The 12,519-nt window shown below is 66.9% G+C and carries 13 protein-coding genes; 5 read left to right on the top strand and 8 right to left on the bottom strand.

What is annotated here, in order from left to right; translation table 11 throughout:
- Window positions 1-69 precede the first annotated feature (69 nt).
- Window positions 70-1,308, top strand: a complete 1,239-nt coding sequence (locus AX730_RS11675) for an HD-GYP domain-containing protein (protein ID WP_062356545.1) — start codon at window positions 70-72, stop codon at window positions 1,306-1,308.
- 132 nt (window positions 1,309-1,440) lie between these two features.
- Window positions 1,441-1,872 carry a nuclear transport factor 2 family protein gene (locus AX730_RS11670; RefSeq protein WP_062356543.1) on the top strand — a complete coding sequence of 144 codons (432 nt, stop codon included), beginning with the start codon at window positions 1,441-1,443 and terminating at the stop codon, window positions 1,870-1,872.
- Here the strand turns inward: AX730_RS11670 and AX730_RS11665 are convergent, their stop codons facing one another.
- The 8 genes from AX730_RS11665 to AX730_RS11630 form a co-directional block, all read right to left on the bottom strand.
- Window positions 1,873-2,439, bottom strand: a complete 567-nt coding sequence (locus tag AX730_RS11665) for a hypothetical protein (protein WP_062356540.1) — start codon at window positions 2,437-2,439, stop codon at window positions 1,873-1,875.
- A 103-nt stretch (window positions 2,440-2,542) separates the two neighbouring features.
- Window positions 2,543-3,058 (bottom strand): nuclear transport factor 2 family protein, encoded by a 516-nt coding sequence (locus tag AX730_RS11660; protein ID WP_062356539.1) that lies wholly within the window; start codon window positions 3,056-3,058, stop codon window positions 2,543-2,545.
- A complete protein-coding gene (locus tag AX730_RS11655) occupies window positions 3,055-3,279 on the bottom strand; it encodes a hypothetical protein (RefSeq protein WP_062356932.1) in 225 nt (74 codons plus the stop codon). The genes AX730_RS11660 and AX730_RS11655 overlap by 4 nt, the downstream gene beginning before the upstream one ends.
- 182 nt (window positions 3,280-3,461) lie before the next feature.
- Window positions 3,462-3,821, bottom strand: coding sequence for a response regulator (locus AX730_RS11650; protein ID WP_062356536.1), 360 nt, complete (start codon window positions 3,819-3,821; stop codon window positions 3,462-3,464).
- The gene (locus tag AX730_RS11645) at window positions 3,818-4,939 is read right to left on the bottom strand and encodes a two-component system sensor histidine kinase NtrB (protein ID WP_062356929.1); all 1,122 of its coding nucleotides are present in this window, start codon (window positions 4,937-4,939) and stop codon (window positions 3,818-3,820) included. Before AX730_RS11645 ends, AX730_RS11650 begins: the two co-directional genes overlap by 4 nt.
- Before the next feature lie 163 nt (window positions 4,940-5,102).
- Window positions 5,103-6,137, bottom strand: coding sequence for an NAD(P)H-dependent flavin oxidoreductase (locus tag AX730_RS11640; protein ID WP_062356533.1), 1,035 nt, complete (start codon window positions 6,135-6,137; stop codon window positions 5,103-5,105).
- 40 nt (window positions 6,138-6,177) lie between these two features.
- Window positions 6,178-7,560, bottom strand: a complete 1,383-nt coding sequence (locus tag AX730_RS11635; protein ID WP_062356531.1) for an aldehyde dehydrogenase family protein — start codon at window positions 7,558-7,560, stop codon at window positions 6,178-6,180.
- 16 nt (window positions 7,561-7,576) lie between these two features.
- The gene (locus tag AX730_RS11630) at window positions 7,577-9,232 is read right to left on the bottom strand and encodes an acetolactate synthase large subunit (RefSeq protein ID WP_062356528.1); all 1,656 of its coding nucleotides are present in this window, start codon (window positions 9,230-9,232) and stop codon (window positions 7,577-7,579) included.
- A 528-nt stretch (window positions 9,233-9,760) separates the two neighbouring features.
- On the opposite strand from AX730_RS11630, the gene AX730_RS11625 reads away from it, so the two are divergent.
- From AX730_RS11625 to AX730_RS11615, 3 genes are all read left to right on the top strand, one after another.
- Window positions 9,761-10,696: an SDR family oxidoreductase gene (locus AX730_RS11625; RefSeq protein ID WP_062356527.1), complete on the top strand. Its 936-nt coding sequence runs from the start codon at window positions 9,761-9,763 to the stop codon at window positions 10,694-10,696.
- A gap of 608 nt (window positions 10,697-11,304) precedes the next feature.
- Window positions 11,305-11,811, top strand: a complete 507-nt coding sequence (locus AX730_RS11620; protein ID WP_062356524.1) for a hypothetical protein — start codon at window positions 11,305-11,307, stop codon at window positions 11,809-11,811.
- Between the two features lie 258 nt (window positions 11,812-12,069).
- A complete protein-coding gene (locus AX730_RS11615; RefSeq protein ID WP_062356520.1) occupies window positions 12,070-12,423 on the top strand; it encodes a DUF2185 domain-containing protein in 354 nt (117 codons plus the stop codon).
- The last annotated feature ends 96 nt before the right edge of the window (window positions 12,424-12,519 follow it).

The raw sequence follows: 12,519 nt of genomic DNA, 5'->3' as shown, positions 1-12,519 counted from the left end.
CGGGGTCGCCCCGCCGCACCCGGTGCAACGGCGTGAGCATATCGGACCCTCCACCTGCCGGAGCCATGCATGCTGCAGACCGTCGATGTCGCCGAACTCCGGCCCGGCATGTACGTGCACAAGCTGCTCGGCCCGTGGATGCAGCATCCGTTCTGGCGCACGTCGTTCCTGCTGGACGCCGACCGCGTCGCCGAACTGCAGGACAGCGGCGTGGAGCAGGTGGTCGTGGACCTGTCCCGCAGCGAGCTGGACACCGACGAGGTCGCAACCCGCTCGGCAGGCGAGACAGGCGAGGCGGAACCCGACCCGGTGTCGACGCCGGTAGCCGAGGCGGAGACGGAGCGTCGCCGCATCATCGTGGCCGACCCTGCGGTCAGCCTGGCATCCGAGCTGTCCCGCGCCCGCCGGATCTGCGACGAAGGCCGTGACGCGGTGGAGGCGATGTTCCGCGAGGTCCGCCTGGGCCGCGGCGTGGATGCCGGCCATGTCATGCCGCTGCTCGACGAGATCACCGGCTCCATCGACCGCCATCCCACCGCGCTGGTCAGCGTGGCGCGCCTGAAGGACGCCGACAGCTACACCTACCTGCATTCCGTGGCGGTCAGCGCCTTGATGGCGATGCTGGCCAAGCAGCTGCAATTGCCCGACGACCAGGTGCGCGAGGCCGCGTTCGGCGGCCTGCTGCACGACATGGGCAAGGCGATGCTGCCGGTCGAGGTGCTGAACAAGCCGGGCAAGCTGACCGAAGAGGAATTCGCCATCGTCCGCCAGCATCCGGTGCATGGCGAACGCCTGCTGCGCGACGGCGGCATTACACAGGAAGCGATCCTGCATATCGCCCGCCATCACCACGAGAAGGTCAACGGTGCCGGCTACCCCCAGCGCCTGTCGGGCGCCGAGCTGCCGCTGCTGACCCGCATGAGCGCCATCTGCGATGTCTATGACGCCATCACGTCCAACCGGCCCTACAAGGCCGGCTGGGATCCCGCCGAATCGCTGCGTCGCATGGCCAGCTGGCAGGGCCATTTCGACGAGACGCTGATGAAGTCGTTCGTGCGCAGCATCGGCATCTACCCGGTGGGTGCGCTCGTGCGCTTGTCCAGCGAGCGGCTGGCGGTGGTGGTGGAACAGAATCCCGGCACCCTGCTGGCACCGCGCGTGCGCGTGTTCTACTCGGCCAAGCTGCGCAAGCATGTCCTGATGACCGACCTCGACCTGGCCACGGCCGGTGACCATGAGCGCATCGTCGGCGTGGAGTCGCCGGAGAAGTGGGGCTTCCGCGAGTTGGAGAAGCTCTGGCTGCCTTGACGGGGCGTCCTCCAGACCCACTTGTGGCACAGGCTGTCCGCGTCCGGCATCGGGATGATGACCCACCGACCGTGCCGTTCCCGTATCAGCGGGGCCGCCCCGATGTTCGGGTCACCGTCCTAGGAATCCAGCATGCCGCTCATCTCCCTGATCATGGCGGCATCCGCTGCCACCGCGCCGGCACCGGCCGCCGATGCCGCCACACTGGCCGCCATCGAGGCCACCTGTCTCGACTACGTCGATGGGCAACTGGAAGGCGACCCCGCGCGCGTGGCGCACGCGCTGCATCCCGACCTGGCGAAACGTGCCGTCATCGGCGACACGCCCGACGAACGCCTGGGCCTGCGCCGGATGTCGAAGGAGGAACTGGTGTCGCTGACGCGGCAGGGCGTGCTGAAGACGCCCAAGGCGCAGTGGGACCGCAGCTGCCGCATCCTCGACGTCACCGCCGAAACCGCCGCCGTGCGCCTGGAAACGCCCTGGTTCGTCGACCACTTCCATATGGGTCGCTATGGCGACCGCTGGGTCATCGTCAATGCGCTGTGGCACATGAAGCCGCGTTGATCAGCCGCTGACGCGCGAGGTGGCCGCCTTGCGGAACAGCACGGCGGACGACAGCCAGGCCACGACGTACAGGCCGGTGAACGCGAGCACGAACGCGGGCGATTCCTGCGTGTCCATCTGCATCGCGACGCCGCCGGCCAGCATCTGCGTCACCGCCATCGTTACCAGCACGTAGAGCATGCCGCGCGGTTGCAGGCGCGCGAGCGCTGCGCCCACCGTCCCGATCGCCAGCACGCCCATGAACAACAGGTTCGCCGGATGCCCCGGGTCGTCGACGATGCCCACGGCGAGGTTCGCCCACAGCAGCAGGAAGCCGGCGCCGATCGCCACCATGCTGGCCACCAGGTAGCTCGGCACGCGTGCCACCCGTGTCGCTGTTTCGAACGCCACGCAGGCGACCAGCAGCATCGCGCCGAAGACCACGAAGTCGCTGCCGGTCCAGGCGACCTCATCGGTGAAGCGCATCGCCACCCACGGCGCCAGCAGCAACAGTGCCGCGCCGCCCCACGCCAACGGACGCAGCACGCGGATCCACGCGACGGCGGCGGGGAAGGTATCGCTGGTCATCGCCCTGTCTCCGGTATGCGGCGGAAGCGCCGGGCACAGGATCGGTCGCCGGCGTGCGGCGGCAACGGGGCGTGTGTGAAGTGGGTGCGAAGTCGTGCCGGAATCAGGGGGCTTTGGGCGCGGGCCGGTGTGCGTAACTCAGCACCCGCGTCACGTGCCACTGCCCTTCGTGTTCGCGCCACACCATCACGAAATCGGCCTCGCCCGCGCACTCCGTCGCGGACAGAGCGCAGAACCGATGCGTGCCTTGCGCGATGGCGCCGAAGCCCTTGATCGGGAAGACCGCCAGCGTGCCCGGTACGCGTTCGCGGCGGTAGTTGCCGCAGACGTTGGCGCGCGTACGTTCGATCATCTCGTCGCGGGTCCAGGTGACGCCGCCGTTGTCGTGGTAGAACTCCACGCCTTCGTCGAAGTAGGCCGCATGCCTGGCCAGCTGCGCGGGATCGGCACAGGTGTTGAAGGCATCGAACACGGCCGTGTCCAGCGCGTCGATGGTCTGTGTGAGCTGTTCCGGCGTCCGCTCCGGCGCAGCGGCGGCGTCGACCGCGACACCCAGCAGCACCGCACCCAGCAGGCACGACAGCGCCGTTTTCGCGGTGCGTACGCGCGGCGTGCTCATGCCGACACCAGCGGCGCGCGCGGACGCCCGCCCAGCAGGCGCGCCGGCAACATCAGCACGGCATGCAGGAAGGCGAACAGGGCGGAGCAGGTGATGCCCACCAGCCGGAACGGCAGCGACAGCAGCCAGACCAGCGGCCACAGCACCAGCGCCAGCAGCGCGAGCGGCCAGCACAGCACCAGCAACACGCACCAGGCGAGCAGGACGAAGAGGGTCTTCACGGCAGTCTCCTTGGACCGAAGGCCGTCGAGGGACGGCGTGCGGGCAGACTGGCGCAGCCATGACCCGTCCGCCATCGCCGTGCGACGAAACGGACGCACCGCCGACCAAGGCGGGCCTGCCATGGATGGAATCGCCGGATGTGCGGGCGGCGTCCTCGCTGCGCGCACGCGCAGTCACTGCCTCAGTCGACGGCGTTGATCGCCTGCAGCAGCTGGCTGACGCGATAGGGCTTGGACAGATAGCGCACGCCGTCCGGCAGTGGTGGCAGTTCCGCGCGCGGATGTCCCGAGGCGAGGATCACACAGGCGTCGGGGTGGACGGTGCTGGCTTCGCGCGCGACGTCGATGCCGGATACGCCGCCGGGCATCGCCATGTCGGAGATCACCACATCGAATCGCGATCCATCGTGCAGGAGCCGCATCGCCTGCTGGCCGTCGCTGGCCGTGACCACCTTGAAGCCGGCGATCTCGAACGCATCGGTGAGGATGTCGAGCAGGTCCGTTTCGTCGTCGATCAGCAGCAGGCGCCTGGCGTCGGTCATTCGGACTCTCGTGGAACGGGAAGGCAGACGGATACCGTAGTGCCGGCGCCGGGCGTGCTCTTCAGGTCGGCAAAACCGCCGGACTGGCGTGCAAACCCGAAGACCTGGCTCAGGCCCAATCCACTGCCCTTGCCGATGTCCTTGGTGGTGAAGAAGGGCTCGAACACGCGCGCCAGATCGTCAGCTGAAATGCCTTCGCCATCGTCGCTGACCTCGATGCAGACGAACCGGCTGGCGGGCTGGTCGGCCGCATACGGCGGTGCGCAGTGTCGCAACGTGGCCGTGATCGCGATGTGACCCCCAGCGGGCATCGCATCGCGACTGTTCGATACCAGGTTCAACAACGCGGCTTCCAGCTGCTCCCGGTCGACATCGATCTCCGGAAGGTCATCCTCCAGTCGGGCATGCAGCGTCACGCCCTCGCGACAGGCACGCTGCAGCGTGTCCATGGCTTCGTCGATGATGCGTTCCACGGCGTGACGCTCGGCGACGAGTGCATGCCCCTTGCCGAAGGTCAGCAACTGGCGGGTCAGCAGTGCGCCGCGCTCCGCGGCGCGCATCGCGCCCTGCAGGTGGCGCTTGGCCTTGGGCTCCGGCGTGTAGTGGTCGACCAGTTCCAGGCTGTTGATGATGATGTTGAGCAGGTTGTTGAAGTCGTGCGCCAGCCCCAGCGTCAGCTTGCCGATCGCTTCGAGCTTCTGCGATTGCAGCAGCGCATCGCGCGCATGGTCCAGTCGCGCCTCATGCCGGAAACGCTCCGTGGTATCGCGCGTGACCTTGGCATAGCCGATCAGTTCGCCGTCTTCCCATATCGGATCGATCACCACGCTGGCATGGAAGCGCGAGCCGTCCTTGCGCACGCGCCAGCCTTCGGCCGTGAAGCGCCCCTCGTCGCGCGCGATGCGCAGCCCGCGTGCGGGCGCACCACTGGCGGCATCCTCGGGGGTATAGAAGCGCGAGAAATGGGTGCCGATCACTTCGCTGGCGGTGTAGCCCTTGATGCGTTCGCCGCCGGCATTCCAGCTGCGCAGGTAACCCTCGGTATCGATCATGTAGATGGCGTAATCGACCACGCCATCGATCAACAGGCGCAGCTGCCGGGCCTCGTCGTCCAGCAGCTGGGGTCGTGCATCCGCGCGGGATGCGTCGTGCCCGGAGTGGGGCGTCGGGGGCGTTGTCGCGTGAGGCACTGCCCCCTCCTGTGGCATCGACCGTCACGCGCACCATACCGCGCCGGTCATACGGGCGTGTCGACGGAGGATGAAAACGCGCGTCGTGGGCTTACCCCACGCCCATCAACTGGCGGGTGACCTGCGAAGCATTCCGTCCCGCCAGCGTGCCGGGACGTGAGCCCGACCACAGCGGGGAGAAGTCATCGCGTCCGCGCGCTTCCGCCGCCGCACGCAGGGGTGCCAGCGCCTGCGATGCCCACGGGAAGTCGGGTGGCAGGTCGGAGCGTGGCCCGAGATCCTGCATCAGGCGATTCACCAGCCCGCGCGCGGGGCGTCCGCTGAAGAGATTGGTGATGTCGCCCGCGCGTCCCTGCTGTCGCAACGCGCTCCGGTGCACGGCCGATGTGGTGGCTTCCGCGCACAGCAGATAGGCCGTGCCGGCCTGCACTGCGCTGGCACCGGCCGCGAACAGCGCCTGCACATCGACGCGGTCGCCCACGCCGCCGGCGGCGATCACCGGTACCGTCAGCGCCTTCGACAGCACGGCCACCAGCTCGCGCGTGCCGGACTGGAGCGACAGGTCATCGGAGAGGAAGTGGCCGCGGTGGCCGCCTGCCTCGATACCCTGCGCGATCACCGCATCCACGCCGCGGTCCTGCAGCCATCGGCCTTCCTCGAGGGTCGTCGCGGACGACAGCACGATCGTGCCCCACGCCTTGATCCTTGCCAGCAGCGCGGGTTCGGGCAGTCCGAAGTGGAAACTCACCACGCGTGGCCGATGCGCTTCCAGCAGATCGACGGTGGCGGCATCGAGGGGACGACGTGCGCCGGCGGTCGACGGTGGCGGCGGCGCGATACCGTACTCGGCGAAGTACGGCGCCAGCGCCTCGCGCCAGCGTTGTTCGTCCGTTGCCCGCGGTTCCGCCATCGCGTGGCAGAAGAAGTTGAGGTTGACCGGCTGCGCCAGCGGGGCGAACGTCCGCAGCGCGGCGTCCAGTTGCGCCGCGCCGAGCAGGGCACACGGCAGCGAGCCGAGGCCGCCCGCATGCGTCACTGCGATGGCGAGCGCCTCGTCCTGCACGCCGGCCATCGGCGCCTGGATCAGCGGGAGTTCGATGCCGAACCGTGCGGCGAGGTTGTCCATCACGCAAGCTTACGCCTTCAGGGCACCATCACCTGCGCCATCAGCTCCTGCGGAGAACGATCATCTTTTCCTGCGTCATGTCCCGCATGGTGTAGGGAATGCCGCCGGTACCGTAGCCGGACTCCCTGCGGCCCGCGAAAGGCATCCAGTCGGTGCGGAACGCGGTGGGGTCGTTGATCATCACGGCGGATGCATCGAGACGATGGGCCGCGCGCATGGCGACGTCGATATCCTGGGCGAAGATGCTCGCCTGGAAGGCGGTGGGCAGGGCATTGGCCCGCGCGATCGCGTCATCCAGATCGTCGTAGCGATAGACCGCGACGACCGGGCCGAAGACTTCCTGCGTCGATATCCTTGCATCGGCGGAGGGATCGAGCAGCACGGCCGGCTGCAGTGTCGTCCCGGAGAGGCGCGTTCCCCCCGTCGCGAGCGTGGCACCGCCCTTGACGGCTTCGTCGATCCATTCGGCGACACGGTCCGCCTCGCGGGGCAGGATCAGCGGACCGACCTCGGTGTCCTTCAGCGTTGGATCGCCCGTGCGCAGCTGCTCGACCCGCACGACCAGCCGTTGCGTGAAATCGTCGGCGATGTCCTGGTGGACGAACACGCGCTGCGTCGACACGCAGACCTGGCCCGCATGGTAATAGCCGCCCTTGACGATCGGCTCGATGATCCTGCCGGGATCAGCGCTGCGGTCGACGATCGCCGGCGCGGCGCCACCGTGCTCCAGCGCAGCGCGTGCTCCGTGCGCGAGCTTGGCGTGCAGCGACCAGCCGACCCGGGCCGAGCCGATGAAGCTGAGGAAGGCGATGCGTCGGTCGGTCGCCAGTTTTTCCGCAAGCTCATTGCCTTCCGGCAGGAAGGTCTGGCACCAGGGCTCCGGCAGGCCCGCTTCGTGCAGCAGCGCGACGAAGTCCAGGCAGGACAGGGGCGTCGTGGCCGCCGGTTTGACGATGACCGGACAGCCGACGGCGACCGCCGGCGCTACCTGGTGGACGATCAGGTTCAGCGGATGATTGAACGCCGAGATCGCCGCCACGATGCCGATGGGCTCCTTGGTCGTGAACGCCCAGCGATTCTCCGCGGCCACCGACAGGCCCATCGGGATTTCGCGACCCGCGAAGTTGCGCAGTTCGTCGGCGGCATTGTGGACGCCGTCGATCGCGCGGTTGGTCTCGACGATGGCGTCGGGCAACGGCTTGCCGCCCTCGCGCGCGATCTGCAGTGCGAAGTGGTCGCGCCTGGCCTCCATGAGTGCCGCGAGCTTGCGCAGGATCGCAATGCGCTGATGGGGCATGAGCCATCCGTCACGCTGCTTGAACACGCGTTCCGCGGCGAGCAGCTTGCGTTCCAGCGCCGCCGCATCGTCGGTCGCAATCTCGGTGATCGGTGCGCGGTCAAAGGCCTGTACGACGGTCAGCATGAGGGCTCTCCCTGTTTCACTTGCAGTCCAGGACGGGCGTCCGATTGCGCAGCTCATCGACCAGCACCCGGGTGTTCTCGGAATAGTCGATCGGCACGTCGACCAGATGGACGCCGCCGCCCGCGAAGGCCGCTTCGAGGGTCGGCACCAGGTCCCCGGCCGAGCTCACCCGGGATCCCCTGGCGCCGTAGGCCTCGGCGTACCGCACGAAGTCGGGATTGCCGAAGGTCATGCCGAAATCCTGGAAGCCATCGACGGCCTGCTTCCAGCGGATCATGCCGTAGGCGCTGTCGTTGAGGATGACCACGACGAGATTGAGCCCCAGCCGCACGGCGGTTTCCATCTCCTGCGAGTTCATCATGAAGCCGCCGTCGCCGCAGACCGCCATGACGCGGCGCTGCGGATACAGCATCGCCGCCATCATCGCCGACGGCAGGCCGGCGCCCATCGTGGCGAGCGCGTTGTCCAGCAGCAGCGTGTTGGCGACGTGGGTGCGGTAGTGGCGCGCGAACCAGATCTTGTACATGCCGTTGTCGAGGCAGACGATGCCGTCGTCCGGCATCACCTGGCGGACATCGTGGACGATGCGCTGGGGCGTGACCGGAAAGCGGTCGTCCCCGGCACGGTCGTTGAGGCGTGCCAGGATCTTCTTGCGCAGTTCGACCATGCCCGCATCGGCGACCAGTCGGCCTTCGAGCCGGCCGGCAAGCGCGTCGACGGAGGCGCCGATATCGCCGATGACGTCGATATCCGGATGGTAGACCTGCTCGACCGTGGCGGACTGATAGCCGACGTGGATGACCTTCGGCCCACCGGCATGCTGCATCAGGAAGGGCGGCTTCTCGACGGTGTCGTGGCCGATGGCGACGATCAGGTCGGCATGCGCGACCGCCTCGTGCACGTAGTCGCCTTCCGAGAGCGCGGCGGTGCCCATGTAGAGATTGGAGCCGCCAGTGACCGCACCCTTGCCCATCTGGGTGTTGAAGAAGAGCAGCCCGGTGCGCGTCACGAACGCAGACAGGGCGTCGGCCAGCCAGGGGCGGCTGCCGGCCGCGCCGATCATCACCAACGGCCGTTTGGCGGCGAGGATCGTCTCGGCGGCCCGGTCGAGCGCGGCAGGGTGCGCGATGGGCCGCTCGATCGGGTGAACCGGAATGACGGGCGCGCTTTCCACTTCTTCGGCGGCGATATCCTCCGGCAACTCGAGATGGACCGGGCCCGGCCGCTCATCCATCGCCACGCGGAACGCATCCCGCACGATCGAGGGAATCGCCGCCGCGCTGACGATCTGGCGGGTCATCTTGGTCAGCGGCTTCATCGACGCGACGATGTCGACGATCTGGAAACGCGCCTGCCTGGCGCTCATCACGGCCTTCTGGCCGGTGATGAGGATCATCGGCATCGCGCCGAGGTGGGCATAGGCGGCACCCGTCGAGAAGTTCAACGCACCAGGACCGAGCGTCGCCAGACAGACCCCGGGCCTGCCGGTCAGTCGTCCATGCGTGGCGGCCATGAAGGCGGCGGCCTGCTCGTGCCGCGTCAGCACCAGTTCGATGTGCGAGGTGCGCAGCGATTCGAGGAAGTCGAGGTTCTCCTCGCCGGGAACACCGAAGATGCGATCCACACCCTCGTTCTCGAGTGCCTCGACCAACAAGTCGGAGCCCTTGCGCATGATTCGGTTCCTTATCGCAGTGGATGGGACGGCAACCGGGAAACGGGGTGCTTGAGCGAGTCTAGCAAGCGACAGGTTAATTGCGCGCGCCCGACGCACGCCGGGGAACCGTGATGAATGACGCGATGGTGGAACGTTGCGTTCGCGATCCCGCACACGATCCAGCGCATGTGCTGATGAGTATCCAGACATGCGAGGGGTGTCCGGGAAGCGGTCAAGAAGCGCATCTGTCGGACATCACCTGGCGCGAACCCGCACCGGCATCGAGGTCCACGCACGATGGAACCCCGGTGGTCCGGGGTTCCATCGCGGTGCGGAGAAAATGGAGATCGGCATGCGCTTTTCGAGGAACTGCACTCCGATCCCTGGTGTTGGCCACGCGCCTTAAAGGCTTCTTAACGTCGCGCGGCAACACTGCCTCGCGGTGAGCGCGCGGATCGTCGTCATTCCCTGCACCACGCTACGCCGCATTGCCGGCGCCGCATGCCGTCCGCGCGCCCGTCTTTCTCCCCCCACGAGGCAACCGTCATGGCAGGCTGGACCACATCCGACATCCCATCCCAACTCGGGCGAACCGTCCTGGTCACCGGCACCGGCGGCATCGGCTTCCACGTCGCCATGGCGATGGCGCGGGCGGGCGCCACGGTCATCGTGGCGGGCCGGAATGCGGCCAAGGGCGCGGCGGCCGTCGGACAGATAAGCCAGTCGTTGCCCAAGGCCCGGGTGCGCTTCGGCGCCGTCGACCTCGCCAGCCTGGATTCGGTCGAGACCTTCGCCGAGACCGTGCTGCGGTCGCATGGCAGCCTGGACCTGCTGGTCAACAACGCGGCGGTGATGACACCGCCCCAGCGCAAGGAAACCGCCGACGGCTTCGAATTGCAGTTGGGCACGAACCATCTGGGCCACTTCGCGCTCACCGCACGACTGCTGCCCCTGCTGCGCGCAGGGCGCGATGCCCGTGTCGTGTCGCTCTCCAGCATCGCCGCACGCAACGGCGCGATCGACTTCGACGACCTGCAGTCGCGCCAGCGTTACGTGGCGATGGCCGCCTACAGCCAGTCGAAGCTGGCGTGCCTGCTGTTCGCGTTCGAGTTGCAGCGCAGGAGTACGAGGGACGGGTGGGGCATCCAGAGCATGGCCGCGCATCCGGGCATATCGCGCACGGACCTGCTGCCCAACGGTGCCGGCCCGCGCAGCCCGCAGGCACTGGCCAGGCGCTATCTGTGGTTCCTGTTCCAGCCCGCCGAACAGGGCGCGTTGCCGCCGCTGTACGCCGCGACCGCGCCGACGGCACAGGCGGGCGGTTACTACGGTCCCGACAGGATGAGCGAGACGCGCGGCCATCCGGTCGCGGCCAAGGTGCCTGCACAGGCCGAGGATGTCGGCGTCGCCGAGCGCCTGTGGCAGGAATCGGAGCGGCTGACAGGTACGACGTTCGGCAGTCGCCAGGCGAAGAGCGCGTAACACGCCACATGCGTGGTGCAGAAGGCCCGGGCAGGCATGGTATTAACGGGCAGCGCCGTTGCCGACGCGGATGAGTGGCGCGTGGACCATCGGCTGGCCGCTGCGCATATCCGGCAGAGCGCCAGCATCATGACCGCGCGATGGCGCTCGATCGCCGTGCACGTGGCGGGTGATACCACGGCGCATGGCGTGCCATGCAGGCGGTAACGGCGCGCCATGCGCAGGCCTGTGTCGCGTGATGCCAGTGGACATGGCGGTTGATGCCGGTTGGTATCGGCGGGCATCTCCAACGGTATCGCTGTCCATACTGATGCATATGACGGACGATGCGCGTCGATAGGTCGGACGCGTATGCGCGCAATGGCCGACAACATGCGTTGATGGGGCGGAAGATGCCGATTGGTGTCGACGTTGATACCGGTTGGTATGGCGCTTCACTACCGTGCGCATGGCACGCGATATCACGGTGTATCAACGTGCATGCAAGGGACTGCGGTAAGCGTATGTAGCGCATGAAATGTTAGAGGTTTTCCCGTGTGGCAGCTCCTACAGTGGGTGGTGTCCGTCGAAGGGCGGACATTCACCTGACAAGGAATGGAGAACACGGCATGAGCCAGAACATTGTGGATCTGATCTTCGATGAGGATGCGTTGGCGGATATCGACGGGGCGTTGACGACGCTCGACACGCGGTTGGTGGGGCTGGTGGCGCTGGACCCGGTGAAGCGACGCCGGTTGCACAAGATGGGCGACAAGTCGGAAGCGTTCTGCCGGCTGGCGGTGGATGTGCTGAGCGGCAATCCGCAGATCCTGCCGGGGAACTTCGATCTGGCGGCGCTGCAACGCGATGTTGCCGCACTGGATGTGCTGCGGGTGCGCATGGTCCGCGTGCAGCGGTTGTACCAGCGGATGGTGGACACCGAGATGGCGCTGGGCAGCGACATCATGTCCAACTCCGTGGAGGGCTATAACTATCTGAAGGTCGCCGGCAAGAGCGCAGGCCTGGATGGACCGCGCAAGCAACTGTCGGCGCGGTTCAAGAGCAAACGGTCGAAGAACGACCCCGACGACGAGGATGTACTGCCGGCGGCGGGCAGGGCGGCAGACGGGGAGTAGTCGACCTGCCATGTAAGTGTGGGCGAATGGGGCCGTGAGGCCCCATTTTTGTGGCGAGGCGGATGTCTCTTCCGACCCGAAGCAGCCGTTCGCTGGTTGCGCCGCCCAAGCGCCGCCGGGCTGGTTACATATCGGGTTGTTAGCCGGACGCAGCGGCCCTAAGATCGATCGGTATCAAGGGGATAGCCCGCCATACGGTGAGCTGTGGATAGGTCGTATAACCGGACCCAGGAACCGGCTATTAGGTAGTTAGGGCTCATGACCAAACAGTTCCGGCTGTTGAAGGATCAGATCAAGCCATTGGCTGAGGGCCATGGCGGCTGCATTGCCACGGACAGGATCACTGTTGAGGGCTATCTCGTCCGTTTTATGTATCGCGAGGCACCAGACAACGACATAGATAGTGGCTGGCGCTTTATGTCTGGCTTTGAGGACGACGCGTATATGGATAACCCAGACAACCACGGGGCTTATGACGTCAATACCATTGCCAACTACGATCCAAGCATCATTCCGTTTTTAGATGCCCCGGAGGGTAGCGCCTTCGAGAAGACTCCGGAGTCAGAACGGTTCTTGGAGGTTATGGACTGGGCACCACCTCATGAACCCTAACAATTCATTCAAGCCGAACTTGTCCGCGGGCGCGGACAAGTCGGCTTAATTCAGCAACTGTCTTCCGATGAATGGTCAGGCCGCCATCGAGGCTCC

The organism is Pseudoxanthomonas mexicana (genome assembly GCF_001556105.1).
GTDB lineage: Bacteria > Pseudomonadota > Gammaproteobacteria > Xanthomonadales > Xanthomonadaceae > Pseudoxanthomonas_A > Pseudoxanthomonas_A mexicana_A.
Note: the sequence above shows the minus strand (reverse complement) of the source record. Positions and strands in the feature narration are given on the sequence as shown.

Coding starts and splice junctions, on each gene's coding strand:
- AX730_RS11675 (WP_062356545.1), top strand. CDS start 70: ATGCTGCAGACCGTCGATGTCGCCGAACTCCGGCCCGGCATGTACGTG.
- AX730_RS11670 (WP_062356543.1), top strand. CDS start 1,441: ATGCCGCTCATCTCCCTGATCATGGCGGCATCCGCTGCCACCGCGCCG.
- AX730_RS11665 (WP_062356540.1), bottom strand. CDS start 2,439: ATGACCAGCGATACCTTCCCCGCCGCCGTCGCGTGGATCCGCGTGCTG.
- AX730_RS11660 (WP_062356539.1), bottom strand. CDS start 3,058: ATGAGCACGCCGCGCGTACGCACCGCGAAAACGGCGCTGTCGTGCCTG.
- AX730_RS11650 (WP_062356536.1), bottom strand. CDS start 3,821: ATGACCGACGCCAGGCGCCTGCTGCTGATCGACGACGAAACGGACCTG.
- AX730_RS11640 (WP_062356533.1), bottom strand. CDS start 6,137: ATGGACAACCTCGCCGCACGGTTCGGCATCGAACTCCCGCTGATCCAG.
- AX730_RS11635 (WP_062356531.1), bottom strand. CDS start 7,560: ATGCTGACCGTCGTACAGGCCTTTGACCGCGCACCGATCACCGAGATT.
- AX730_RS11630 (WP_062356528.1), bottom strand. CDS start 9,232: ATGCGCAAGGGCTCCGACTTGTTGGTCGAGGCACTCGAGAACGAGGGT.
- AX730_RS11625 (WP_062356527.1), top strand. CDS start 9,761: ATGGCAGGCTGGACCACATCCGACATCCCATCCCAACTCGGGCGAACC.
- AX730_RS11620 (WP_062356524.1), top strand. CDS start 11,305: ATGAGCCAGAACATTGTGGATCTGATCTTCGATGAGGATGCGTTGGCG.
- AX730_RS11615 (WP_062356520.1), top strand. CDS start 12,070: ATGACCAAACAGTTCCGGCTGTTGAAGGATCAGATCAAGCCATTGGCT.